The following is a 24,734-nucleotide window of genomic DNA, read 5'->3' as shown; positions in this document are numbered from 1 at the left end:
CGTGGACAACATCTCGGCACTGCTCGAGGGCTTCGCGATCGCCGCGCAGCCCGAGTACCTGATCTTCGCGTTCCTGGGCGTGCTGGTCGGCACCGCCGTCGGCGTGCTGCCCGGCATCGGCCCGGCCATGACGGTGGCGCTGCTGCTGCCCCTGACCTACACGCTCGACCCCACCGCGGCGCTGATCACCTTCGCCGGCATCTACTACGGCGGCATGTACGGCGGCTCGACCACGAGCATCCTGCTGAACACGCCGGGGGAGTCGGCCTCGATCGTCACCGCGCTCGAGGGCAACAAGATGGCGAAGATGGGGCGCGGAGCCGCGGCCCTCGCCACGGCGGCCCTCGGCTCGTTCGTGGCCGGCACCGTCGCCACGGTGCTGCTCACCCTCCTCGCCCCGACCATCGCGGCCTGGGCCGTGAACCTGGCTCCCGCCGACTACGTGGCGCTCATGGTCATCGCGTTCATCACCGTCGGCGCCCTGCTGGGCTCCTCCGTCTGGCGCGGCCTCAGCTCGCTGGGCCTGGGCCTCTTCGTCGGCCTGGTCGGCACCGAGATCCTCTCGGGCCAGCAGCGCTACACGTTCGGCCTGCTGCCGCTGGCCGACGGCATCGACGTGGTGCTCGTGGCGGTCGGCCTCTTCGCGGTCGGCGAGACGCTCTACGTGGCGTCGCGGATGCGGCACGGCGGCATCCAGGTGATCCCCGTGACCCGCGGATGGCGCAGCTGGATGACCCGCGACGACTTCAAGCGCTCGTGGAAGCCGTGGCTGCGCGGCACCGCGATCGGCTTCCCGATCGGCACGATCCCGGCCGGCGGCGCGGATGTGGCGACGTTCCTGTCGTACGCGACCGAGCGCAAGCTCTCGAAGCACAAGCACGAGTTCGGCCGCGGGGCCATCGAGGGCGTGGCCGGTCCGGAGTCGGCGAACAACGCGGCGGCGGCGGGCGTGCTCGTGCCGCTGCTGACCCTGGGACTGCCGACGACCGCGACCGCCGCGATCATCCTCTCGGCGTTCCAGAGCTACGGCATCCAGCCGGGACCGCAGCTGTTCACGAACCAGCCGGGCCTCGTGTGGGCGCTGATCGCGAGCCTCTACATCGGCAACGTGATGCTGCTGGTGCTCAACCTGCCGCTGGTGGGCATGTGGGTGAAGCTGCTGCAGATCCCGCGTCCGTACCTCTACGCGGGCATCCTGACCTTCGCGGTGCTGGGCGCGTACGCCGTCAACTTCTCGACGGTCGACATCGTGATCCTGCTGGTCGTGGGAGTGGTGGGCTACTTCCTCCGCCGCTTCGGCTACCCGGTGGCGCCGCTCGTGATCGGGCTGATCCTCGGCCCGATGGCGGAGGCACAGCTGCGCCGGGCGCTGCAGCTCTCGCAGGGCGACCTGACGGCGCTGGTCACCCGCCCGTTCGCGGCGTTCGCGTACCTCGCGCTGATCGTGATCATCGCGCTCGGCCTCTACCTCCGCTCGCGCCAGAGCCGGATGGAGCGGGCGATCGCCGCGGCGACGGTCGTCGACGAGTCGGTGCAGTCGGCGGTCGACACCGCCTACCGCCCGGGCGAGCGGCCGACCGACATCGACACGACGGGCGTGAACCAGGTGACGGGGACGACCGGGATCCGGACGGTGCCGAAGGACTCGCGCCGGAAGAAGTAGCCCTCCGCTGGTCGAGCAGCCGCGGAGCGGCGTCTCGAGATGTGCCCCCACGAGACGTCCTCGGACCGTCGAGACAGCCCGCAGCAGCGGGACGCCTCGACGGCACGGGGACGTCTCGTCGTTCGGGGAGTCCCGTGCTGAGAGCCCGCTCGGGGACGGGGAGGCGATCAGGTGCCGGCGCCGCGTCCTGCCGTCTCGCGACGGGATCGTGCCGGAGAGGTGACTCCCGTGCGGACTCGGTGCCCCGTCGCCGTCGACTCGACCGTGAACTGCCCCGTGGCGCGGACGAGTTCCGACAGCTTCGCGTAGCCCCAGTTGCGGGAGTCGAAGTCCGATCGCCACTTGCGCAGGAGCTGCCCCACGGCGCTGAGGCTCGCCCATCCGTCCTCGGACGACGCGGTGCTCACGCTGTTCCGGAGCCCCTCGATGAGACGCGGGTCGTCTCGGGGTGACGACGTCACCGGCCGCTCCGGTGTCGAGGCGACGGCGGTCACATCGCCGTCCATGACCTCGAGGACCTCGAGGTAGGTGAACTGGTCGCAGGCGTTGCGGAAGGACGTCGGCGTCTTGCGCTCCCCGAAGCCGTAGACGGTGATCCCCTGCTCGCGGATCCGGGACGCGAGTCGGGTGAAGTCGCTGTCCGACGAGACGATGCAGAATCCCTGGAAGCGGCCCGTGTAGAGCAGGTCCATCGCGTCGATGATGAGCGCGCTGTCCGTCGAGTTCTTGCCCTTGGTGTGCGCGAACTGCTGCATGGGCTGGATGACGTGCTCGCTCGCCGCGGTCTTCCAGCTGGTGAGCTGCGTGCTCGTCCAGTCGCCGTAGACCCTCTTCACCGAGGCCGTGCCGAAGCGAGCGACCTCCGCGAGGACGGCTCCGATCCGGGACGGAGGGACGTTGTCGGCGTCGACGAGGACGGCGAGCAGATCGCTGGGGGTGCTCATGCCCCGAGCCTGGCAGGTCGTCTGGCGGCGATCCGACCCCCCTTCCGGCGCTGGCGGGGATCGGTGGGGGGATCTCGATACGACCGCTGCGCGGCCTACTCGATCAGCAGGGGCGATCGGGCTCGGGAGTGGATCCCTGCTGGTCGATCAGCCGCGCGTCGGCCGCTTCGCTGGTCGAGTGGCTGAGCAGCGGCACCCCTTGCTGATCGAGCGCGCGCAGCGGCGCCCCCTTGCTGGTCGAGCAGCGCCGCAGGCGCGTATCGAGACCCGCGTGCCCGTTCGTCGGACCGTCGGCGTCAGCCCTCCGGAGGCTCCCATCCGTTGTCGCGGCAGGCGTCCGCGAAGGCGGCCGACGCGGTGGCGGAGCCGGCCTCGTCATCGGAGTCGAGCGCCGCCGTCATCGCGGCCGACGCGCTCCGGAACTCGGCCGGATCCTCGCCCGTCAGCAGCTTCGCGATGGTCTCGACGCTGCGATCGCGCCGCTCCTCCAGCCGCCCCCCGCTCACCCAGTCGGCGTGATGATTGCAGGCGTCGGTCGCGGATGCGGAGAGGCCGGGCGCACAGCCCGCCAGCGCGAGCACCAGAGCGGTCGCCACTCCGGCCCGCGCGCCGAGTCGCCCGAGAAGGCGCGTTCTCGCGGCGTGTCGGGAGCCGTTCCGGGCAGCTGAGCGCGGACTCACGCCGGCAGCAGGCCGATGATCACCGACATCACCAGGATCGTCACGAGCTCGTGCGTCACGTTCAGGATCGTCAGTTTCGCGGGGCGGCCCTCGAAGGCGTCGTGCGTGATCATCCGGGCCGCGGTGAAGCCGACGAAGAGGAACAGTCCGGTGATCAGGGAGTTCGCGAACCAGCTGCCGCCGTAGAAGGCGTGGGCGATGTCGACGCAGCCGGCCAGGACCAGGGCGGTGACGAGGCTGACGACGAGCGTCACCAGGATCGGCACCACCGCGCTGCGGGTCCGCATGCTCTCGTCGGTGATGCCGGTGAGGCGCATCCAGAGCGTGCCGAAGACCTTCGGGGTGTACCAGACCGAGCCGACGATCATCGTCGAGAGGGTGGCGAGGGCGACGGCCCAGGGGTTGATGTCGGGGACCACGGCGGGCCTTCCTCGAGGGGGCGCCGCGGGGTCGGCGCGCGGCTCACACTAGCGGCGGGGTGGCGCGCCGACGAGGCCGGCTACGCCTGGATCGCGTGCGCCGTGCCGCTCACCGTGACGCCTCCGGAGGCGGGGACGTCGACGAGCAGAACGCTCGGCCGGCCGACGTGGCGGCCCTGGTGCACGACGACGCGCGCTGGAGGGGCGACGGCGCCGATCGCGCGCAGCCAGCCGCCGAGCGCGGCGGCCGCCGACCCGGTGGCGGGGTCCTCGGCCAGGGTGCCGACCGGGAAGAGGTTCCGGGTCTCGAACGCGCCGTCCGGCAGGGCGCGCGCGATCGTGACCGTGCCGCTCCAGCCGCGCGAGTCCATGAGCGCACGCATCGCCGCCGGTTCGAACGAGAACCCGTCGAAGACCGCGGCGCTCTCGAGCACGAGGATCGGATGCCGGTTGCCGGCGAACGCCTCGGCCGGCGCGAAGCGCGCGTCCAGCGCGGTGCGGTCCAGGGCCAGCAGTGCCAGGATCGCGTCCGTGTCGGCGTCCGGCAGGGGGACGACCCGGGGCTCGACGCTCGTGAAGGCGGCGAGCAGTGCGCCGTCCTCGACGCGGGTCGCGATCGCGACCTCGCCGACGGGGGTGTCGAAGACGAACGGGCCGGCTCCGTCCCGCTCCGCCAGCGCCACCGCGGTCGCGATCGTCGCGTGGCCGCAGAACGGCACCTCGGCGACGGGCGAGAAGTAGCGCATCCGGAACCGCCGCTCTCCGGTGCGCTCGGTCGCGAAGGCCGTCTCGGCGTACCCGACGTCGGCGGCGATCGCCTGCATCGCGGCGTCGTCGAGGGCGGAGGCGTCGAGCACGACGCCGGCGGGGTTGCCGCCGTCGGGAGTCGCGGGGAAGGCGGCGAGGCGGAGGATCTCGGTCACGGGGTCCACCGTGGCGGATCCCGGGGCAGCGCGGTAGGGCCGATGCGGAGTGCGCGGCCCGCGGGTTCCGATCCGTAGCGATCTGCCGCCGCGCATCGGCGCCGTCGACCGTCTTCGACTGGTCGACGCCCGGGCGGTCTCGGAGCCGTCAGCCCGTGAACGGAGGCGTCAGCCCGTGAACACCGTGGAGGAGCGGCGCTCGTACCAGTGGGCGAGGTGCTCGCCGGCGCGCAGCACGTGCTCGCGCATGATGCCGGCCGCGCGGTCGTGGTCGCCCGCGACGAAGGCGTCGACGATCTCCTCGTGCTCGCGGAAGTTCTCCTCGCGGTGGCGCGAGTTCTCGCGCAGGACGAGGCCCGAGACGTTGCGCGGGAACGCGTCGTTGATCTCGACGAGCATCCGGCCGAGGCGGGTGTTGCCCGACGCCTGGTAGATCAGCCCGTGGAACTGGTCGTTGGCGCTGCCGTCGCGCTCGGTCGCGGTGCCGGCCGCGACCGCCAGCGAGCGCTCGTACATCGCGGCGTTGACGGAGCGCAGCTCGGCGATGGTCGCGTCGTCCAGCCGGTCGACGGCGCGGCGGGCGGCGAGGGACTCGAGCTCCGCGCGGACCTCGTACGCCTCGCGGACCTCCCACGGCACGGGCACGCGGACGACGGCTCCACGATTGGGGACGACCTCGATCAGCCCGCCGGTCTGCAGCTGGCGCAGCGCTTCGCGGACGGGGGTCCGGCTGATGCCGAACTGCGAGGCGAGATCGGCCTGGCGCAGCGGGGCGCCGATGGGGATCTCGCCGGACATGATCTTGGCGCGGATGCGGGCCGCGAGATCGTCCACGAGTGCGTTGTCGCCCTGGGTGGTCACGTCGTGATCCCCTCCGATCGGACGGCCGCGAGCTCGGCCGGGATCCAATCATGGCACCGGATGGATCCCTTCTTCGAGTGGTCGACGGCCTCGATGCCCGCCGATGACGCGGTTCGTTGACCGCATGGATCCGCAGCGCCTACGATTGGATCCAATCAGGAGCGATCGCGCTCCTCTCGACCACGAGCAGGAGGCCGGTGTGACCGCACTGCTCGTCGTCGTCCTGCTCACGGCGCTCGCGTCCCTCGCGCTGGGCGTCGCCGGTCGCCGGAGGATCGGCCGCACCTGGCTCGTCGCCGAGGTCGCGATGGTCGCGGCGATGCTCGACGTGCACGTCCCCGCCCTGCATCTCGTCCCCGCTCCGCTCTGGTCGCTCCTGCTGGCGGGATGCGCGGTGACCGCCGCCCTCGTCGACCGGATCCGCCGGAGCCGCGGCACGGCCCGTCGCCACGCGACCGACGCCCTGCACGGCGTCGGCATGCTGCTCGCGGCGGGGCTCGTGCTGCTGTCGGCGGCACCCGTCGCGTCGCCGCACGCGCACGGCCACTCCTCCCTCGCCCTGCCGCTCGCACTCGGGGTGGCCGCCTACTCCGTCGTCGCGGCGCGCACCGCCCTCGCCGTCCGGACCGACCGCCTCGACACCGCCCGCCGCCTCGCCTCCCTCGCCGGGATCGTCGCGATGGGCGCGATGTCCGTCGCGTGACTCCGCCCGCCCCCACGCCCGAACCCCCGAGAAGGACACGCCGCATGATCATCGACGCCTACAACACCACCCAGGACCGCCGCGGTCGCAGCGACTACCTCAGCGGAGTCCGCCCCGGCGAGCAGCCGCCGGCCTACACGCCGTTCGACCCGAAGCGGATCCTCGACCGGATGGACGCGGCGGGCGTGGACCGGGCGATGGTCTGCTCGCTCGCCCAGGGCATCGAGAACGACTTCCTGATCGACCTCGTCGCCGCCCACCCCGACCGGCTCTTCGGCTTCGGCCAGGTGATGCCGCAGTGGGAGAACGCGGTCGACGAGATCCGGCGCTTCGCCGCGGCGGGCCTGGTCGGGCTGAAGCTGCACCCGAGCCTGCACGGCTACCACGTGGCCGACCACGGTCTGCTCGATCCGCTCTTCGCCGTCTGCGAGGAGCTCGGACTGCCGGTGCTCATCAACGCCCTCGACGACGCGTTCTGCGCGCCGTTCGCCATCGAGGAGATCGCCAAGGGCTTCCCCGGAGTGCCGACGATCATCGCCCACATGGGAGCGGTCTGGAACGTCCCCGAGGCGATCATCGTCGCCGAGCGCAATCCGCACATCTACCTCGAGACGTCGGCGACGCTGATGTCGGACGTGAAGCGCGCCTACGCGCGGCTGGGCGCCGAGAAGATCCTGCTGGGCTCGGAGTGGCCCGGCAGCGATTTCGACCTCGAGCGGATGAAGATCGCCAAGGCGATCCCGGACGAGGCCGACCGCGCGCTGGTCGAGGGCGGCAACATGGCGCGGATCCTGGGCTGGTCGTGAGCGCCGACCGGCCGGTCCTCGACGGGCCGCCCGAGGCCATGGGCGAGGGCGACCGCGAGCTGCTGGCCATCGCGTCGGGGCTGCTCGACAGGCTCTACGCCGAGCGGATCCACGAGGTGGCGGCCGCCCTGCGCCTCGCGGACGGCCGCGTGGTCACGGGGCTGCACGTCGAGGCCGGCGCGGGGCGCGCCTCCGTCTGCGCGGAGTCGGCGGCACTGAGCGCCGCGGTCGTCGCCGGGTCCCCGGTCGTCTCGATCGTGGGGGTGCTGCGGCGACCCGGAGGGAGCAGGCACCTGATCGAGCCGTGCGGCGTCTGCGCCGAGCTGCTCGGCGACCACGCGGCCCGGGCGCGGGTGTGGGTGGCCGTCGGCGACGCCTTCGCGCCGGTGCCGGTCGCCGAGCTGCTGCCGTTCCGGCGCCGGCGGGCGGCGCGACCCGTCTGACCGGAGCGCCTCGCAGAGGCTCCTCCACATTCCGAACAAGCCGAGGTTTTACCTCTGTGAAACAGTGCCGACCCGCGCCGGAACGCTCCGGATCCGAGAATGACCGGGCGGACGAGGGCGGGTCACCACCCCGTTCCGCCGGAGTCGCGGGGGCACCTCACCCGACTCCGCGCACCACCGGAAGGATCCACCCGCATGCTCGCCGTCTCCGGCACCCCCGTCCTCGTCGTCGTCGACATCCAAGGCGGTGCCGCCTCGACGGCGCCGACGCCCGGCATCCCCGTGATGAGCGGGAGGCAGGAGCGGGCGCCGCGCGTGCGTGATCTGATCGCCCACTGCCGCAGCAGCGGAGTACCCGTGGTCTTCATCCAGGAGGTGCACAAGCGCGATCTCGTCGACATCGGTCGCGAGCTCGACGGGGCCGAGGGCCCGCACTGCCTCGAGGGCGATCCCGCGACGGAGCTGGCCTCGTGGCTCGAGCCGCGGCCCGAGGAGTTCGTGATCCGCAAGCGCCGCTACTCCGCCTTCTTCGGCACGGAGCTCGAGATCGTGCTGAAGGCCTACCGCGCCGGCACGCTGCTGCTGGTCGGCGGCCTCACCGACGTCTGCATCCACTACACGGCGGCCGATGCGCACCAGCACGACTACGCGGTGCGCGTGCTGACCGACTGCGTGGCGGGCTCGAGCGAGCGGGCGCACGACGCCGCGCTCGAGGCGATCCAGTACCTCCAGCGCGAGGCGCTGGTCACGGCAGCCGACGTGCACGACTGGCTCGACGGCCGTGGCTGAGGCGCGGATCCTGATCGGCCGCATCCGCACGATGGATCCGGAGCGCCCGGTCGCCGAGGCGCTCCTGGTCGTCGGCGAGCGGATCGGGGCCGTCGGCTCGGTCGACGAGGTCCGGGCGGCCGCTCCGGCCGGGGCCCGCGAGGAGGCGCTCGAGGGCGTGCTGCTCCCGGGCTTCATCGACGCGCACTCGCACGCCCAGCGAGCGGGGCTGAAGGCGCTGCAGCTCCTCGACGAGGGGGCCGACGCGGCCGCGTTCTCGGCGGCGATGCTGGCCGACGCGGACGCCGACCCGGACGCTCCCGACTGGCTCGGCGGTACTCCGCCCACCCCCGCCGATCGGCGCGCGGCGCTGCTGCGCGTGCAGCCGCTCCTGCACGCGATGGGGATCACCGGAGTGATCGATCCCGCCGTCACGCTCGACGAGCTGGCCGCCTACCGCGAGGCGCACCGCCGGGGCGAGCTGAGCCTGCGGGTGGTCGCGATGCCCTGGCCGCAGCTGGGGTCGGACGCCGTGCCCGGGGTGGACGAGGCGCTCGCGGTGCTCGCGGGGATCGACGGAGTCACGGGCGACGGCGACGACCGGCTGCGCCTCGGGCCGATCAAGGTCTACTACGACGGCGAGGGCATGAAGGGGCAGGCGTTGCTCGAGGAGGCCTGGCCGGGCGGCGACCACGGCGTCCAGCGCCTGCCGACCGCGGAGTTCGCGCGCCTCGCCGCGGCCTGCATCGCCGCGGGCTGGGGGCTGGGCGTGCACGCCGTCGGCAGTCGCGCGGTCGCCGAGGTGCTCGACGCGCTCGAGGCCGCCGCGCCCGCCGAGGTGCTCGAGCCGCTGCGCTGCCAGCTCATCCACGCGTACCTCGAGCCCTCCGCTGCGAGCCTCGAGCGAGCGGCCCGCCTCGGCGTCGTCGCGTCCCTGCAGCCCTCCATCGCCTGGAGCAACGCCGCAGGCCTCGCCCGGCGACTGGGCGAGCGGGTCGAGGACGTCAATCCGATGCGGGCCTGGCACGATGCCGGCGCGGTGATCGCGATGGGCTCCGACGCCCCGTACTTCCCCTTCGATCCGCGGGCGCTCGTCGCGATGGCGGCGGGCCGGCGGATGCGCGGCCTCGAGGGGCCTGTGGGCGGCGCCCAGGCGCTCTCGGTGCAGGAGGCCGTGGAGGCCTGCACGCGCGGGGCCGCGCACGCCTCGTTCGACGAGGCTTCTCGGGGCGTGCTCCGCACGGGGTTCCTCGCCGACCTGGTCGAGCTGGACGTCGATCCGCTCTCGTGCACGCCGGACGGGTTCGGCGCCGCGCGGGTGCTGCGGACGGAGGTCGGAGGCGCTCTCGTCCACTCGGCGTCCCGGCAGATGTAATCCAGACGAAACACAATTGGATGCGGTCCCGGTTACATTGGATCCAAGTTGAAGAGACGGGCCTTGCTCGTCCTGCCTCGACCCCGGCCGGCGGGCTCCGCCCGCAGCCCCCTGATCCGCCCCGACGCACCACCCGAATCCCCTGGAGGACAGCACCATGGTCAGGAAGAGCATGCTCGGCGGTGTCGCGCTGGCGGCGATCGCGAGTCTCGCGCTCAGCGCCTGCGGGACCTCGAGCGCCGAGCCCGACGCCGACGCTCCCGCGCCCGACACGATCAACGCGGAGCTCTGGTACGCGCCCGCCACCTTCGACCCCGCGAAGGCCTCGGCCGACGCCGACGTCACGGTCGCCCGACTCGGTTTCGACACCCTGCTCCGCCAGGGCGAGACCGAGGGCTACATCGGCGGTCTCGCCACCGAGTGGGAGTCGCTCTCGGCCTCGGACTACGTCTTCACCCTGCGCGACGACGCCACCTGCGCCGACGGCACCCCCATCACGCCGACCGTCGTCGCCGACTCCTTCGAGTACCTCACCGGCCTCGAGGACGCGGGAGCCCAGACCTGGAAGAACCAGGCGTTCGGCTCCGGAGACGCGACCTTCACCGCGGACGACGCCGCAGGGACGCTCACCGTCGCGCTCAGCGAGCCCTATTCCCAGCTGCTGGGCGGCATGACCCGCCCGGGCACCGGCATCATCTGCCCCGCCGGTCTCGCCGACCCCGAGGGCCTCGCCGCGGGCACGGTCGACGGCGCCTGGTCCGGTCCGTACACGCTCTCGGACCTCTCGGCCGGAGTCAGCGCGAGCTACACGCTGCGCGACGACTACGACGCCTGGCCCGCCTGGGAGGAGGTCGACGGCGTCCCCGCGACGACGATCAACCTCACGGTGCAGTCCGACTCGAACACGAGCGCGAACCTGCTCGAGTCCGGCGGCGTCGACCTCGCCCGCTTCTACGACTCCAACGCGCTGCGCTTCGAGAGCGACGACGCGTACACCACGGTGACCTTCGCCAGCTCGGCCTACAACCTCGTCTTCAACGAGGCGGCCGGCTCCGGATCGGTCTTCGAGGGGAACCAGGAGCTGCGCGAGGCCGTCGCCCAGGCCATCGACACCGAGGGCTTCAACGCCGCCGGCCTCGACGGTCTCGGAGTGCCGCAGTACACGGTCAACGCGGCGTCCTACCGCTGCGCCCTCGACGACGAGTCGCTGGTGCAGGAGTACGACCCCGCCGCGGCGTCGTCCGCGCTGACCGGGCAGAGCATCCGCCTGCTGATCATGTCGAACTGGGACCCGGCCGCCGACTTCCTCGCGGAGTCGCTGCGCGCCGCAGGAGCGACGGTCACGGTCTCGGCTCCCGACCCCGCCGACTGGACCAAGCAGATGCGCACCGAGCCCGGCACCTGGGACGTCGCGGTCGCGGCCGAGAACGCCGGCCCCGGTCTGATCCACACCTCCATCGCGCGCTACCTCGGCCCGACCTACGCCGAGGGCGGCACGAACGTGTCCTCGAGCGTCAACCCCGAGGGTGTCGCGCTCTACGACGCGGCGATGGCCGCGTCCGACCCCGACACGCAGTGCGAGAACCTGCTCGCGGCCCAGGAGACGATCCTCGAGCGCGCCGACATGACGCCGCTGATCACGGACACGCACCGCTACGTCGCCCGCTCCGGCTTCGCCACGTACGTGTTCTCGGGCTACTGGGACCCGTCGGCCATGCGCATCACGGCCTGATCCGACTCGGGACGCCCCGGCCGCCGTGCCGGGGCGTCCCTCCGTCCCCGTTCCCCGACCCACCGTCCGCCCCGCACGACGAGGAGACACAGCGATGAGCACCACGACCGCCGCGGCACTCGTGCCCGGCCCGGGCGACGTCGTCCGCGCCGCGAGCCTGACCGGAGCGTGGCGCCGATTCCTCCTGCGCCGCGGGCTCGGTCTGCTGGTCAACCTCGCACTCCTCGTGCTGGTGACCTTCCTGATCGTGCAGCTGATCCCGGGCGACCCGGCGATCGCGATCGCGGGGGAGTCGGCCTCGCTCGAGCAGGTGGAGCTCGTGCGCACGCAGCTCGGCCTCGACCAGCCGGTGCTCGTGCAGCTGTGGACCTACCTCGCGCAGGTGGTGCAGGGCGACTTCGGCGACTCGTACCGGTACCGCATCCCCGCGATGGACCTGGTCATGACCGCCATGCCGTACACGCTGTCGATCACGCTGGCCGCGGTCCTGCTCCTGCTGATCCTGGGTCTCGCGCTCGGCACGGCGGTCGGAGTCGCCACCCGCGGCGACCGGCGCCGCTGGCTCGACGTGCTGTTCAGCACGGTGACCGGCCTCGTCTCCTCGATCCCCACCTACGTGCTCGCGACGGGCTTCGTCGTGGTCTTCGCGGTGCTGCTGAAGGTGCTGCCGCCCGCCTACTCGCCGGCCTACGGGTTCGGCACGGCCGCGATCCTCCCGATCGCCTCGCTGACCATCGGAGGGACCTGCTCCGTCGCCAGGATCGTGCGCCGCGAGACGGCCGTGATCCTCGAGCAGGACTACATGCGCACCGCCCGCGGCTGGCGCCTGCCCGCGCTCACGCTCTACGCGAAGCACATGCTGCCCAACCTGCTCACGACGGCCCTGACGCTCTCGGGCATCATCCTCACGGCCCTGCTGGGCTCCGCCCTGATCACCGAGGCGGTCTTCGCCTGGCCGGGCCTGGGCGGCGTGATCGTGCAGGCGATCGCGATCGACAAGGACTACCCGGTGATCCGGGCGGCGGTCTTCGTCATCGGGCTGATCTCGCTCGTCATCACCCTCGTGATCGACATCGTCCTGGGTCTCATCGACCCGCGCACCCTCGGAGAGCAGCGTGGCTGAGTCCCTCCCCGCCGTCCGCGCCCTGACCGATCGGCCCCGCGCGTTCCGCTGGAACGCGGGCCTCGTCGTCGGCCTCTCGATCCTCGGCGTGATCGCACTCACCGCGATCATCGCCCCGATCGCCCTGCAGGCCCAGGCCACCGGCCTCGGCGGCTCGCCCAGCCAGGGGTCCTCCGCCGATCATCCGCTCGGCACCGACACCCTCGGCCGCGACATGCTCGCCCGCACGCTGGTCGCGACGCGCTCGACCGTGCTCATGGCGCTCGCCGCGACCGTGCTGTCGGCCCTCGCGGGCATCGCCCTCGGGATCGGCGTGTGGCTCGCGCCGCGCCGTGTCCGCGAGCTCGGGCTGCGCGCCATCGAGCTCGCCGTCAGCTACCCGACCATGCTCGTCGCGATCATCGTCGCCGCGATCCTCGGGCAGGGAGTGGTTCAGGTGGTGGTCGCGATCGCGGTCGCGAACGTCGCCGGATTCGCGCGGCTCACCGCCAACCTCGCCGCGAAGATCGCGTCGAGCGAGTACGTGACGACGGCGCGGCTGATGGGCGTGCCCGCGCACCTGATCGCCGTGCGCCACGTGCTGCCGAACATGTCCGAGCCGACGCTGATCCTCGTCGCGGGGGCCTTCTCGGGGGCGCTGGTCGAGATCTCCGGCCTCTCGTTCATCGGACTCGGGGCCCAGACGCCGGCCTTCGACTGGGGCACGCTGCTCAACGACGGGCTCAGCCGCATCTCGGTGAACCCGGTCGTGATCCTCGGCCCGGCGATCGCGCTGACCCTCGCCTCCTTCGCAGCGCTGCTCGTCGGCGACGGCCTCGCCGCGGCCGCCAACCCGCGCTCGAACACCACCCGCGCCCGCATGGTGCGCGGCGAGGGAGAGAGCACCCTCGCCGTCGAGCACGACGCGGTGCTCGTGGCCGACGGCATCACCGTGAGGCACGGGGCCACCGGTCGCGAACTGGTCTCCGACCTCTCCTTCACGATCCGCCGGGGCGAGGTCCTCGGCATCGTCGGCGAGTCCGGCTCGGGCAAGTCGCTGACGGCGTCGGTCGTCGCCAAGCTCCTCGGCGAGGGCCTCGAGGCGTCCGCGCGCCGCCTGGAGCTGGGCGGCACCGACCTGCTGGGCCCCGTCCCCGACCGGGTGCTGGCCGCGAAGATCGGGCTGATCTACCAGGACCCCGGGACCGCGCTGAACCCGGCCCTGGTGCTCGGCACCCAGCTCACCGACGTCCTCCGCATCCGCCTGCGGCACACCCGCCGCGCGGCCCTGGATCTGCTGCTGCGCGGCTTCCGCTCCGTCCTGCTGTCCGACCCGGAGGGGCGGCTGCGGCAGTACCCGCACCAGCTCTCCGGAGGGATGAAGCAGCGCGCCATGATCGCCTCGGCGATGAGCGCGCACCCCGATCTGCTCATCGCCGACGAACCCACCACCGCGCTCGACGTGACCGTGCAGCGGGAGGTCCTGACCGTGCTCAAGAGGCTCAACGACGAGTCGGGCACCGCGGTGCTGTTCATCTCGCACGACCTCGGCGTCGTCCGCGCGCTGTGCGACCGCGTGCTCGTGATGAAGGACGGGCGGGTCGTCGAGCGCATCGACGACATCGCCCACCTGTCGGAGGACACCGTGGCGCATCCGTACACCCGCCAGCTGCTCGCGGCGACCCCGGTGGTGCACGCCGTCGTGGCGCCGAGCGCCGCCGCCGCCGTCGCGGTACCGGGCACGGCACCCGCCGCTGAATCCGAGGAGGTCCGCCCGTGAGCGCGATGGTCGAGATCCACGGCCTGGACGTCTCGTTCGGCGCGACCCGCGTGCTGCACGGGATCGACCTGGTGCTCGAGCGCGGCCGCACGGTCGGCGTCGTCGGCGAGTCCGGCTCGGGCAAGTCGACGCTCGCGAAGGTCCTCGTCGGCTCGGTCAAGGCAGAGTCCGGCAGCGCGAGCATCGACGGCCTCGACGTCGTCGGGGCGAGCCGCTCGGCTCTGCACGCCTCGCGCCGGCGCACGCAGATGATCCCGCAGGACCCCTACTCGTCGCTCTCGCCGCGTCGCACCATCGCGCAGACGCTGGCCGAGGCGATCGACCCGGTCCGCCCGCGGGTCGCGCGCCACGAGGAGCTCATCGTCTCGTGGCTCGAGCGCGTCGGCCTCACCGCCGACATGCGCCACCGCTACCCGCACGAGTTCTCCGGCGGCCAGCGCCAACGCGTGGCCGTGGCACGCGGACTGATCATCGATCCCGCGTTCGTGATCGCCGACGAGATCACCTCGGCGCTCGACGTCTCGGTGCAGGGCCAGATCCTCGATCTGCTCGCCGGCATCAAGGAGTCGCTCGGCCTCACGATGATGTTCATCTCGCACAACCTCGCCGTCGTCCAGCGGGTGAGCGACGAGGTCGTCGTGCTCTACCGCGGAGAGGTGGTCGAGGCCGGCACGGTCGAGGCCGTCTACTCCGACCCGCAGCACTGGTACACCAGGCGGCTGCTCGACGCCGACCCGGGCTCGCCCGGATTCAGCCTGGCGGGCTGACCCGGGATCGACGTCCGCCCCCTCCGTCACGCCCCGTCCGTCGCCGCCCGCGCACGTCCCGCACTCCGCAGAAGGAACCCACCGCCATGACCGCTCGCCTGCCGCTGACCCCTCGCGCCGACGGCGTCCTCCGCCTCCTCGGTGCGACGCTCCTCGACGGCACGGGGGCGCCTGCGCTGCCCGACTCCGAGGTGGAGATCCGCGACGGAGTGATCGCCTACGCCGGTCCGCGCCGGGCCCCGAGCGACGCGCCCGCGATCGATCTCGACGGCGCGTTCCTCCTGCCCGGCTTCGTCGACGCCCATGTGCACCTCGCGATGGTGCCGGTGCCCCCGGTCGTCCAGCGGGAGCGGTTCCCCGAGGAGGACGTGCTCGAGATCGCGGGCCTGCTCCGCCGCACCCTCGAGGCGGGAGTGACCACCGCGCGCGACCTCGACGGCCTCTCGCCGGGCTATCGGGAGGCCGTCGCGCGCGGTGCGGTCGAGGGCCCGCGCCTGCACCTCGCCCTGTCGATGCTGTCGCCGACCGGCGGCCACGCCGATCCGCAGCACCGCAACGGCAGCCTGCCCGCCTGGGCCGTACGACCCGGCATGCCGCCGATCGGCGTCGTCGACACCGACGAGGACGTGATCCGCATGATCCGCACGCTCGTGCGCACCGGCGCCGACGTGATCAAGGTCGCGACCTCCGGAGGACTCGGCTCCCCGAACGACGACGCCCGCGACGTAGGGATCACCGAGGAGCAGGTGCGCCTGATCGCGCGGCTCCTCGACGAGCGCGGCGGGCGGCCGATCACCGCGCACGCCCTGAGCGACGGGGCGGCCCGGGCCGCGGTCCTCGGCGGAGCGGCGAGCATCGAGCACGGCTACGACCTCAGCGACGAGACGATCGCGCTGATGCTCGAGCGCGGCACCGTGCTGGTGCCCACGCTCAGCATCCTGGTGCGCGAGTTCGACCCCGTGACCACCACGGCCGAGCGCCTCCGCCAGCGCGCGCTCCTGCGCGAGCAGGGCCTCGACTCGGTGCGCCGCGCGGTCGCGGCGGGCGTGCCGGTCGCCCTCGGCACCGACGCGGGCGTGCATCCGCACGGCACCAACCTCGCCGAGCTGCAGCAGCTGGTCGCCGTCGGCCTCTCGCCGCTCGAGGCGATCACCGCCGGCACCCTCGGCGGCGCGCGCCTGCTCGGACTCGACGCGCACCTCGGCTCGGTGGAGGCGGGGAAGCTCGCCGACCTCGTCGTGACCACCGTGGATCCGCTGCGGGACGTCTCGGCGCTCGCCCATCCGGACGCGGTGCGCCTGGTGCTGCAGTCGGGTCGCGTCGTGAAGGACCTGGACCGCCGCGCCGCGTCGTGAGCTCCGCGTGTCCGCCCCTCCGGTGGTGGCGGGTCTCGATAGGCCCGTGCGGGGCTGCTCGACCAGCGGAGGAGGGATCGCCTCTCGTGCAGTCGCGCTGATCCGTCGCGAACGGCTCCCCACCGTCCCGCGCGGCGACCGTTCGCGCCGGATCGTTCGCTCGCGGCGACCGTCAGTGACGGATGAACGCGCGCCCGCCTCCTGCTGATCGAGTAGGTCGCGCAGCGGCCGTATCGAGATCCGCCCGCGCCGCGCGTGCGCTTCGGGGCGGCGCCGGCTGCTCGACCGGCGAGGCCGGACCCTCAGCGTGACGCGAGGTACGCGCGCCAGCCGCCGAAGCGCGTGATGTCCTCGGCGCCCTCGACGGCGATCGGCTCGACGAGGAACCCGCTCACCAGCGACCCGTCGGCCAGCGTCACCTTCCCGATCGCCATCGGCTGCGGCAGCGCGGCGACGAACGAGCCGAACGCCGCGTCGTCCAGCCGCCACACCTCCACCTCCAGTGCCGCACCGCCGTCGGCGACGCGCACCACTCCGGGCTTCGGCGGAGTCGTCGCGAGCGCGACCAGGCGGTAGTCGGCGCTCGTCGCGGTGGTCGAGACGAGCTCGGCTCCGCGATCCGTGAGTTGCGCGTTCAGCGGCTGGCCGGTCAGGTGGGCGCCGGCGACGGCGAGGAGGACGGTCATGAGCGGTTCCAGACGAGGTCGGCGAGTCGGTGGTCGGTGAAGGCGGGGCCGATCAGCTGCACGCCGAACGGCAGAGCGTCGACGGCGCCGGCGGGGTAGGCCACGGCGGCCAGGTCGAGCAGGTTGGCGAAGTTGGTGAAGCGGCCCAGGCGCGAGTTCACGCCGATCGGATCCGCGGCCACGGCCGCCAGCGTCGGGTGCTCGACGGTCGTGGGCAGCAGCAGGGCGTCGATCCGCTCGAAGACCGCGTCGGACACGACCCGGGCGCGGTCGAGGCGCTCCTGATCCTGGAACAGCTTCCAGGCCGGCAGCTCCCGCGCCGCGCCGATGATGCGCCCCACGGTCGGGTCGACCTCGTCGGGGTGCGCGTCGACGAAGGCGCCGACGGCCGCGTAGCGCTCGGCCACGAACGCGCCGTCGTAGAGCATGCGCGCGGTCTCGAGGAACACCTCGATGTCGAGCTCGATCACCTCGGCTCCCGTCGCGGTCCAGCGGGCGACCTCCGCGTCGAAGGCCTCGGCCCAGCCGGGAGCGAGCTCGCCGAGCTGCCCGGGCAGCGGCACGCCGATCCGGGGCGCGCTCTCCAGGAGCGGAGCGGCTCCCGTCCGGCTGAGCGGGTCCCGCGCGTCCGGTCCCGCCATCACCTCGAGCGCCCGCCGCGCCACCGCGGCGTCCGCGGCCATCACCGTCACCACGTCGAGGCTGCGGCACGCGGGCACCACGCCCGCCGCGCTGACCCAGCCCTTCGTCGGCTTCAGCCCCACGAGTCCGTGGAACGCGGCCGGAACGCGCCCGGAGCCGGCCGTGTCGGTCCCGAGCGCGAAGTCCGCGGCACCGAGGGCGACGGCGACCGCGGATCCCGACGACGAGCCTCCGGAGATGCGCGACTCGTCGACCGCGTGCCGCACCGCCCCGTAGGGCGAGCGGCTGCCGACGAGCCCTGTCGCGAACTGGTCGAGGTTGGTCGAGCCGAGCACCACCGCGCCGGCCGCGCGCAGCCGCGCCACGGTCGTCGCGTCCTCGGCCGGGTCGTACGCGAACGCCGGGCAGGCGGCCGTCGTCGGCAGTCCCGCCACGTCGATGTTGCCCTTCACGGCGAAGAGCAGCCCCGCGAGCGGGAGCGCCGGATCGACCGCGGCAAGCTCGGCCGCCACCTCGGCCTCGGGGCGGAGCGCGATGAACGCCTCCGGTCGGGAGCGCAGCCGCGCGTAGCGCTCGGCGACGTGCGCCGCGGGATCCTGGACGGTCATGCCGCTGCCTCCTCGGCGATCGGTTCGAGGACGACGAGCACAGCGCCCGCCGCCACCTGGACGCCCACCTCGGCGACGACCTCGACCACGCGGCCGTTCGTCGGAGCGGTGACGGGCGCCTCCATCTTCATCGCCTCGAGGGCGACGAGGGTCTGACCGGCCTCGACGAGGTCGCCCACGGCCACGTCGAGCCGGAACACCGTCGCGACGAACGGCGCCTCGACGGCCTCGCAGCCCTCGGGCACGACGACCGCCGGGCCGTCGGCGGGAGCCGGCACCGCGTCCTCGCGGTCGAACTCGCCCGAGGCGCGCCACGCGTCGCGCTCGGCGCCGAACGCGGCGGCCTGCCCCTCGCGGAACTCCGCGATCCCCGACGCGTTCTCCGCGAGGAACTCCTCGTACTCGGCGAGCGAGAACTCGCCCTCCTCGATCCGCAGCGGCAGCCGCCCGGCGGCCATCCCGGCGCGCAGCTCGAGCAGCTCCTCCGGCTCGACCGGGTACCAGCGGATGCGGTCGAAGAACCGCAGCAGCCACGGCACGCCCTCCTCGAACGCCCCGGCCTGGTGGTGCGTCGACCAGATCGGCACGGTGCGGCCGACGAACTGGTAGCCGCCCGGTCCCTCCATCCCGTAGATGCAGAGGTAGGCGCCACCGATGCCGACGGCGTTCTGCGGGGTCCAGGTGCGCGCCGGGTTGTACTTGGTCGTGACCAGGCGGTGCCGGGGGTCGAGCGGAGTCGCGACGGGCGCGCCGAGGTAGACGTCGCCGAGCCCCAGCACCAGGTACTCGGCCTCGAACACCGTGCGGTACACGTCGTCGACGCTCTCGAGCCCGTTGATGCGGCGGATGAACTCGATGTTCCAGGGGCACCACGGAGCGTCGTCGCGCACGCCGGCCATGTAGCGGCGGATCGCCTCGCGCGTGGAGGGGTCGTCCCACGCCAGCGGGAGGTGCACGGTGCGGCTCGGGACGCGGAGGTCCGCGGTGGCGGGCAGCACCGCCTCCGCCGCGAGGACCGCCTCGGCGATCGCCTCGGTGCTCGTGGTGCGGGGGTCGAAGTGCACCTGCAGCGAGCGGATGCCCGGGGTCAGCTCGATCACACCGGGCAGTCCCGCGGCCTCGAGCGTCTCGGCGATCGCGTGCACCCGCATGCGGGAGGCGATCTCGAGGCTCATCTCGCCGACCTCGACGAGCAGGTTCGCGTCCCCGCTGCGCCGCAGCACGACCGCGGGCGCGCCGTCCCGGGCGGGGAGGCGGTGCAGGACGCCCTCGTCCTCGACGGCGGCGCGACCCGCGGCGGGCACGTCCAGCGGCGCGTCGAGCAGCGTCGCGGCCTGGGCGGACGTGACCGGCACGAACCGCACGGTGTCGCCCGGGCGGAGCTGACCGAGGCGCCAGAGGTGCCCGGTCGCGACGGTCGCGGGGCAGGTGAATCCGCCCAGGCTCGGCCCGTCGGGTCCCAGCAGGATCGGCAGGTCGCCCGTGTAATCGACGGCGCCGACCGCGTAGGGGGTGTCGTGGATGTTCGAGGGGTGCAGCCCCGCCTCGCCGCCGTCCGAGCGGGCCCAGCGCGGCTTCGGGCCGACGAGGCGGACACCGGTGCGGGCGGAGTTGAAGTGCACGTCCCAGTCGGTGGCGTAGAAGACGGCCATGTCGTCCTCCGTGAAGAAGTCCGGAGCGGCGTGCGGACCCTCCAGGGCCGCGATCTCCCACGCGGTGGGGAACTCGGGCCGCGCTGCCGTTGGCACCGGAGCGACGGGGTGCGCGGTCGCGGGCGTCCGGATCCCGAGGACGTCGCCCGGTGCCAGGGCGCGCCCGGCGTGGCCGCCGATCGCGCCGAGGTCGAAGGTGCTCGCCGAGCCGAGGATCAGCGGGACGTCGAGGCCGCCCTCGACCAGCAGGTACATCCGCATGCCGCGCTCGGCCGTGCCGATCGCGAGCACGCCGCCGGCGGGGACCTCGATCGGCTCCCACGCGGTGATCGGCGCGCCGTCCAGCGTCGCCGGAGCGGGGGCGCCCGTCAGCACCACGCGGGCCGCGCTGTGGAAGCGGAGGGTCGGTCCGGTCATCGTGATCTCGAGGCCGGGGGCCGACGCCGGATTGCCGAGCGCCTCGTTCCCCAGTCGGAACGACAGCGCGTCCATCGGCCCCGACGGCGGGATGCCGACCGGCCAGTAGCCGAGCCGGCCGGGCAGGTCCTGCACCGTGGTGAGCATCCCGCCCTTGAGCACCTCGAGGCGCGGAGTCGCGTCGCGGATCCCGTCGAGGGTCGCGGTCGAGTGCTCGGCGGCGAGCACCGACGGCTCGGCCGCGATCGCGCGCAGGAGGCCGGTGTTCGTGGCGATGCCGTCCACGCGGGTGGCCGCGAGAGCCTCGCCCAGCGCGGCCCAGGCCGCCGCGCGGTCCTCGCCGTGCACGATCACCTTCGCCAGGAGCGGGTCGTACGCGGTCGAGACCTCGCTGCCGGCGCGGATCCAGCCGTCGATCCGCGCGCCGTCCGGGTACTCGACGGCGGTGATCGTGCCCGAGCTCGGAACATTGCCGAGGTCCGGGTTCTCGGCGTAGAGGCGGGCCTCGACGGCGGCGCCGGACGGCTCCGGCACCGCGTCCAGGAACGACGTCTCTCCCTGCGCGAGCCGCAGCATCCACTCGACGAGGTCGATGCCGTAGCGCGACTCCGTCACCGGGTGCTCGACCTGCAGGCGCGTGTTGACCTCGAGGAACGCCGCCTCCTGCCGCACCGGATCGTAGATGTACTCGACGGTGCCGGCGCTGCGGTAGCCCGCGTCGGCGCAGAGTCGGGCCGACGCCTCCGCGATGCCGATGCGCACGGCCTCGGGCAGATCGGGGGCGGGACTCTCCTCGATCACCTTCTGATTGCGGCGCTGGAGTGAGCAGTCGCGGTCGCCGAGGGTGACGACGCGGCCGAGGCCGTCGCCGAAGACCTGCACCTCGACGTGGCGCGCCCGCTCGACGAGCCGCTCGAGGAACACGCCGGCCGAGGAGAAGCCGGCTTCGGCGAGGCGGCGGACCTCGCGCCACGCGGTGCGCAGCTCGGCCTCGTCGCGGCAGGCGCGCATGCCGATGCCGCCGCCTCCCGCGGTCGCCTTGAGCATCACGGGGTAGCCGATGCGGGCGGCCTCGGCGGCGGCGTGGTCGGCGTCCTCGAGCAGGCCGGTTCCGGCCAGCATCGGCACCCCGGCGCGCTCGGCGGCGTCGCGCGCTGTGTGCTTGGCGCCGAAGACCTCGAGCTGCTCGGGGGTCGGGCCCACGAACACGATCCCGGCGGCCTCGCAGGCGCGGGCGAAGTCCGCGTTCTCGCTGAGGAACCCGTAGCCGGGATGGATCGCGCCGGCGCCGGTCGCGCGGGCGGCCTCGAGGATCCGGTCGATCCGCAGGTAGCTCTCGCTCGCGGCCGCCGGGCCGATCCGCACGGCCTCGTCGGCGAGCGCGACGTGGGCGGCGCCGAGGTCGGCGTCGGAGTGGACGGCGACCGTGCGCAGCCCCATCCGCTTCGCCGTCCGCAGGATCCGGACCGCGATCTCGCCGCGGTTGGCGACCAGCAGGGTGTCGAAGGTCATCGCGCGGCCACTCCGTCGAAGACGATCATCTCGGCGCGGGAGGGGTCGAATCCGTTGCACGGGTTGTTGATCTGCGGGCAGTTCGAGACGACCACGAGGGTGTCGCGCTCGGCGCGCAGGGTGACGCTGAGGCCGGGGGAGGAGATGCCGTCGACGATGCCGAGGGCGCCGTCCGGATCGACGGGCACGTTCATGAACCAGTTCACGTTCGACACCTGGTCGCGCTTGCCCATCCCGTGGCGCGAGAGCTCGGCGACGAAGTTCTCGGCGCAGGCGTGCTGGGAGTAGGTGTGGAAGCCGTAGCGGAGCGTGTTGCTCTCCTTCGAGCAGGCGCCGCCGAGGGTGTCGTGGCGCTCGACGTCGGTGGCGATCACGCTCAGCAGCGGGCGGTGCTCGGCGTCCCGCAGCACCGAGCCGGTGGTGAGGTAGACGCTCGCCTGCGCCTGCAGGGTGGCCGCCGCCGAGTACGCGGTGCGGTCCTCGGCGTCGTACGCGAGGAAGTCGACGGCCTGGTTGCCGTCGACGTCGACGATCACGAGGATCTCGCCCGCCCGCAGCACGCGCGACCAGGGCGCCCGGGCGGCGACGGTCTCGCGGTGGATCTCGGTGCCGTGGTCGGTGCTCATGCGATGCCCCTCGCCTGCAGGAAGTCGTCGGTGTTGAGGAACGCGCGGCGCCCCTCCGGAGTGGCCGAGCGGAGCGGATCGTCCGGTCCCGCCGGCTCGCCGCGCCAGGCGAGGACGTCGACCGGTCCGCACGAGTACTCCGGCCGGGGGTCGAGCGGATGCGCGGTGTTCGCCAGGAGGACGATCGCGGGCATCTCGAGGCGCAGGACGACCGAGCGGCCCGGCCCGGCGCTGCCGAGGAACTCGGGGGAGCCGTCCGCGCGGATCCGCACGCCCTGGAAGTACGAGACGCTCGGCGCGAGATCCCGGCGGCCGAGCCCCTGCTTCTCGGCGCCCAGCAGCAGCAGCTCGCGGCCTGCGGGGGAGGGGCCCTGCGGGGAGCCGTCGCCGTAGCGCTCGACGTTGCGGGCGAGCGCGGTGGTCCCGTAGATCGTGTCGTGGCGGCCGGAGTCGTCGGCGACGGTGCTCGCGAGCACGCGGCCCTGATCGCTGAGGAGCAGCTGCCCGGCGCCGGCGTAGACCTGCCACTGCACCTTCACGGTGTCGGCGACGTTGAGGCGCTCGTGGGTGCCGGTCGCGCTGTAGAGCAGGAGCGAGACGCAGGCGTCTCCGGTGACGTCGGTCAGACGGAGGTGCGTGCCGCGGGCGAGCGCCCGGTGGCCGTAGCCGCCGCCGGCGATCCGCTCGGACCAGCGGAGGTCCTCCGCGGCGACGTCCGCCGGCGGATCGGCGTGCAGGCTCGCGGGCACGAGCGGGCCCGTCTCGGCGGCCGTGCCCTCCTGGGCGCGGGCGTGCGCGCGGGCGCCCGCCGTGGTGGAGGTGGTCGATGCGGTCATCGCTCTGCGCCTTCTCTCGGTGGTGCTCCGAGTCGCCCGGGCTTTCTGTCGGTCGACAGGAAGTCGATCACGGGCCGGTGTCGCGGGCGTGACCCCGGTGTTGCGATCGTGTTTCGGGCGCGGCGGCCGCCGCCCTCGCCGCCGTCCTCCAGAAGTTGCGGGAAGTGCACGCGGTCACCGCGACTTCTGGAGGAGCGCGGCTCCATCGGCGGCAGCTCCGGCGGGCAGTGGCGACCCGGGCCGTCGTCCTTCCTCAGAAGTTGCGGGAAGTGCGTGCGATCACCGCGACTTCTGGATGAGGGCGGGATGGTGGCTGTGCTGTCCTCCAGGAGTTGCGGGAAGCGCGTGCGGTCACCGCGACTTCTGGAGGAGCGCGGAAGCGGCACCGGCGGGGCCGGCGTCGCCCCGCTGCTACCGTCGAGCGCATGGCCAGCGCACCCACCGGACGGCCCCGCGCCTCCGGAGCCTCGCTCACCGGCCTCGGCACGCGCGCCGACATCCTCGCCGCCGGCGCGGCGCTCTTCTGCACCGAGGGGTTCGGCAGCACGAGCACTCACGCGATCGCGGCGGCGGCCGGCATCCGCCAGGCGTCGCTCTACCACCACTTCGCGGGCAAGCACGCGGTGCTGCTCGAGCTCCTGCTCGGCACCGTGCAGCCCTCGCTCGACGCGGCCGCGCAGCTCCTGGCGCGCGACGAGTCCCCCGCGGCCCGGCTGTGGGCGCTCTGCGTGTCGGACGTGCGCCTGCTCTCGGCGGGCGAGCACAACGTCGGCGCGCTGTACCTGCTGCCCGAGCTCGCCGACGAGCGCTTCGCCGCGTTCCGCGAGCGCCGCTCCGAGCTCGAGACCGCCTACCGGACGCTCGTCGCGGCGTGCGGAGGTGACGACGTCGAGGTCGGAGCGGGGCTCGTGCTCGCCCTCGTCGAGAACGTGATCCTGCAGCGTCGGCGACCCGGCGTCGACCTCGAGCGCCAGGGCGAGGCCGTGGCGCTCGCCGCCCTGCGCGTCCTCGACCTCGACCGCGCGGACATCGCGGAGGCGCTCGCCGCAGGACCCGGAGTCCTCGCGCACCTGCGCTGACCCGCCGGCCCGTCCACTCCGCCGAAGTCGTCGTACTCGGCCCTCGAGTACGACAACTTCTGGATACTCGCCCGCGCGTCCGCCCCTCTGCGCCGGAGCGGCCTGCCCACTCCTCAAAAGTCGTCGTACTCGGCCCTCCGGTACGACAACTTCTGGATACTCGCCCGCACGTCGCTCCCTCTGCGCCGGGCCGTCCTGCCCACTCCTCAAAAGTCGTCGTACTCGGCCCTCGAGTACGACAACTTCTGGAGACTCGTTCGCGCGTCGGCTCCTTCGCACCCGCCAGACCCGCCCACTCCGCGGAAGTCGTCGTACTCGGCCCTCGAGTACGACAACTCCTGGGCACTCGACCGCG

The 24,734-nt window shown here is 73.2% G+C and carries 22 protein-coding genes; 12 read left to right on the top strand and 10 right to left on the bottom strand.

Annotation, left to right across the window (positions count from 1 at the left end; genetic code table 11):
- Window position 1 precedes the first annotated feature (1 nt).
- The gene (locus tag IOC53_RS06880) at window positions 2-1,663 is read left to right on the top strand and encodes a tripartite tricarboxylate transporter permease (protein WP_207403710.1); all 1,662 of its coding nucleotides are present in this window, start codon (window positions 2-4) and stop codon (window positions 1,661-1,663) included.
- 167 nt (window positions 1,664-1,830) lie between these two features.
- On the opposite strand, the gene IOC53_RS06875 is transcribed toward IOC53_RS06880, so the two are convergent.
- From IOC53_RS06875 to IOC53_RS06855, 5 genes are all read right to left on the bottom strand, one after another.
- On the bottom strand, window positions 1,831-2,607 hold the full coding sequence (locus IOC53_RS06875; RefSeq protein WP_207403699.1) for an NYN domain-containing protein: 777 nt from the start codon (window positions 2,605-2,607) through the stop codon (window positions 1,831-1,833).
- Window positions 2,608-2,903: 296 nt separating this feature from the next.
- Window positions 2,904-3,203, bottom strand: a complete 300-nt coding sequence (locus tag IOC53_RS06870) for a hypothetical protein (protein ID WP_207403697.1) — start codon at window positions 3,201-3,203, stop codon at window positions 2,904-2,906.
- A gap of 80 nt (window positions 3,204-3,283) precedes the next feature.
- Window positions 3,284-3,706, bottom strand: coding sequence for a DUF1761 domain-containing protein (locus IOC53_RS06865; RefSeq protein WP_055784746.1), 423 nt, complete (start codon window positions 3,704-3,706; stop codon window positions 3,284-3,286).
- Between the two features lie 80 nt (window positions 3,707-3,786).
- On the bottom strand, window positions 3,787-4,629 hold the full coding sequence (locus tag IOC53_RS06860) for a PhzF family phenazine biosynthesis protein (RefSeq protein WP_307786090.1): 843 nt from the start codon (window positions 4,627-4,629) through the stop codon (window positions 3,787-3,789).
- Between the two features lie 168 nt (window positions 4,630-4,797).
- Complete coding sequence (locus IOC53_RS06855; RefSeq protein WP_207403693.1) at window positions 4,798-5,490, bottom strand: GntR family transcriptional regulator; 693 nt, start codon at window positions 5,488-5,490, stop codon at window positions 4,798-4,800.
- A gap of 199 nt (window positions 5,491-5,689) precedes the next feature.
- Here IOC53_RS06855 and IOC53_RS06850 point away from each other — a divergent pair, with 199 nt between their 5' ends.
- The 10 genes from IOC53_RS06850 to IOC53_RS06805 all read left to right on the top strand — a co-directional run bounded on the left by IOC53_RS06850 (window position 5,690) and on the right by IOC53_RS06805 (window position 16,321).
- Window positions 5,690-6,193: a hypothetical protein gene (locus IOC53_RS06850; RefSeq protein WP_207403691.1), complete on the top strand. Its 504-nt coding sequence runs from the start codon at window positions 5,690-5,692 to the stop codon at window positions 6,191-6,193.
- Between the two features lie 44 nt (window positions 6,194-6,237).
- Complete coding sequence (locus IOC53_RS06845) at window positions 6,238-6,999, top strand: amidohydrolase family protein (protein WP_207403689.1); 762 nt, start codon at window positions 6,238-6,240, stop codon at window positions 6,997-6,999.
- Window positions 6,996-7,442, top strand: a complete 447-nt coding sequence (locus IOC53_RS06840; protein ID WP_207403687.1) for a hypothetical protein — start codon at window positions 6,996-6,998, stop codon at window positions 7,440-7,442. The genes IOC53_RS06845 and IOC53_RS06840 overlap by 4 nt, the downstream gene beginning before the upstream one ends.
- Before the next feature lie 195 nt (window positions 7,443-7,637).
- On the top strand, window positions 7,638-8,231 hold the full coding sequence (locus tag IOC53_RS06835; protein WP_207403685.1) for a cysteine hydrolase family protein: 594 nt from the start codon (window positions 7,638-7,640) through the stop codon (window positions 8,229-8,231).
- The gene (locus IOC53_RS06830; RefSeq protein WP_207403683.1) at window positions 8,224-9,585 is read left to right on the top strand and encodes an amidohydrolase; all 1,362 of its coding nucleotides are present in this window, start codon (window positions 8,224-8,226) and stop codon (window positions 9,583-9,585) included. The genes IOC53_RS06835 and IOC53_RS06830 overlap by 8 nt, the downstream gene beginning before the upstream one ends.
- 157 nt (window positions 9,586-9,742) lie before the next feature.
- Entirely contained in the window at window positions 9,743-11,317 is a 1,575-nt protein-coding gene (locus IOC53_RS06825; RefSeq protein ID WP_207403681.1) for an ABC transporter substrate-binding protein, read from the top strand.
- A 94-nt stretch (window positions 11,318-11,411) separates the two neighbouring features.
- The gene (locus tag IOC53_RS06820) at window positions 11,412-12,440 is read left to right on the top strand and encodes an ABC transporter permease (protein WP_207403679.1); all 1,029 of its coding nucleotides are present in this window, start codon (window positions 11,412-11,414) and stop codon (window positions 12,438-12,440) included.
- Window positions 12,433-14,199, top strand: coding sequence for a dipeptide/oligopeptide/nickel ABC transporter permease/ATP-binding protein (locus tag IOC53_RS06815; RefSeq protein ID WP_307786089.1), 1,767 nt, complete (start codon window positions 12,433-12,435; stop codon window positions 14,197-14,199). The genes IOC53_RS06820 and IOC53_RS06815 overlap by 8 nt, the downstream gene beginning before the upstream one ends.
- Before the next feature lie 5 nt (window positions 14,200-14,204).
- On the top strand, window positions 14,205-14,966 hold the full coding sequence (locus IOC53_RS06810) for an ABC transporter ATP-binding protein (protein WP_207403824.1): 762 nt from the start codon (window positions 14,205-14,207) through the stop codon (window positions 14,964-14,966).
- A gap of 86 nt (window positions 14,967-15,052) precedes the next feature.
- Window positions 15,053-16,321, top strand: coding sequence for an amidohydrolase family protein (locus tag IOC53_RS06805; protein WP_207403677.1), 1,269 nt, complete (start codon window positions 15,053-15,055; stop codon window positions 16,319-16,321).
- A gap of 302 nt (window positions 16,322-16,623) precedes the next feature.
- Here the strand turns inward: IOC53_RS06805 and IOC53_RS06800 are convergent, their stop codons facing one another.
- From IOC53_RS06800 to IOC53_RS06780, 5 genes are read right to left on the bottom strand one after another with little or no spacing between them, the layout of a single operon-like run.
- On the bottom strand, window positions 16,624-17,007 hold the full coding sequence (locus IOC53_RS06800) for a hypothetical protein (RefSeq protein ID WP_207403675.1): 384 nt from the start codon (window positions 17,005-17,007) through the stop codon (window positions 16,624-16,626).
- On the bottom strand, window positions 17,004-18,257 hold the full coding sequence (gene atzF, locus IOC53_RS06795; protein ID WP_207403673.1) for an allophanate hydrolase: 1,254 nt from the start codon (window positions 18,255-18,257) through the stop codon (window positions 17,004-17,006). Before atzF ends, IOC53_RS06800 begins: the two co-directional genes overlap by 4 nt.
- Complete coding sequence (uca, locus tag IOC53_RS06790; RefSeq protein WP_207403665.1) at window positions 18,254-21,838, bottom strand: urea carboxylase; 3,585 nt, start codon at window positions 21,836-21,838, stop codon at window positions 18,254-18,256. The genes atzF and uca overlap by 4 nt, the downstream gene beginning before the upstream one ends.
- Window positions 21,835-22,464 carry an urea amidolyase associated protein UAAP2 gene (locus IOC53_RS06785; protein ID WP_207403657.1) on the bottom strand — a complete coding sequence of 210 codons (630 nt, stop codon included), beginning with the start codon at window positions 22,462-22,464 and terminating at the stop codon, window positions 21,835-21,837. The genes uca and IOC53_RS06785 overlap by 4 nt, the downstream gene beginning before the upstream one ends.
- Window positions 22,461-23,300 carry an urea amidolyase associated protein UAAP1 gene (locus IOC53_RS06780; protein ID WP_207403655.1) on the bottom strand — a complete coding sequence of 280 codons (840 nt, stop codon included), beginning with the start codon at window positions 23,298-23,300 and terminating at the stop codon, window positions 22,461-22,463. The genes IOC53_RS06785 and IOC53_RS06780 overlap by 4 nt, the downstream gene beginning before the upstream one ends.
- Window positions 23,301-23,725: 425 nt before the next feature.
- Between IOC53_RS06780 and IOC53_RS06775 the strand changes: the two genes are divergently transcribed.
- Window positions 23,726-24,379, top strand: a complete 654-nt coding sequence (locus IOC53_RS06775) for a TetR/AcrR family transcriptional regulator (protein ID WP_207403653.1) — start codon at window positions 23,726-23,728, stop codon at window positions 24,377-24,379.
- The last annotated feature ends 355 nt before the right edge of the window (window positions 24,380-24,734 follow it).

This window comes from Rathayibacter sp. SD072, assembly GCF_017355185.1.
GTDB lineage: Bacteria > Actinomycetota > Actinomycetes > Actinomycetales > Microbacteriaceae > Rathayibacter.
Note: the sequence above shows the minus strand (reverse complement) of the source record. Positions and strands in the feature narration are given on the sequence as shown.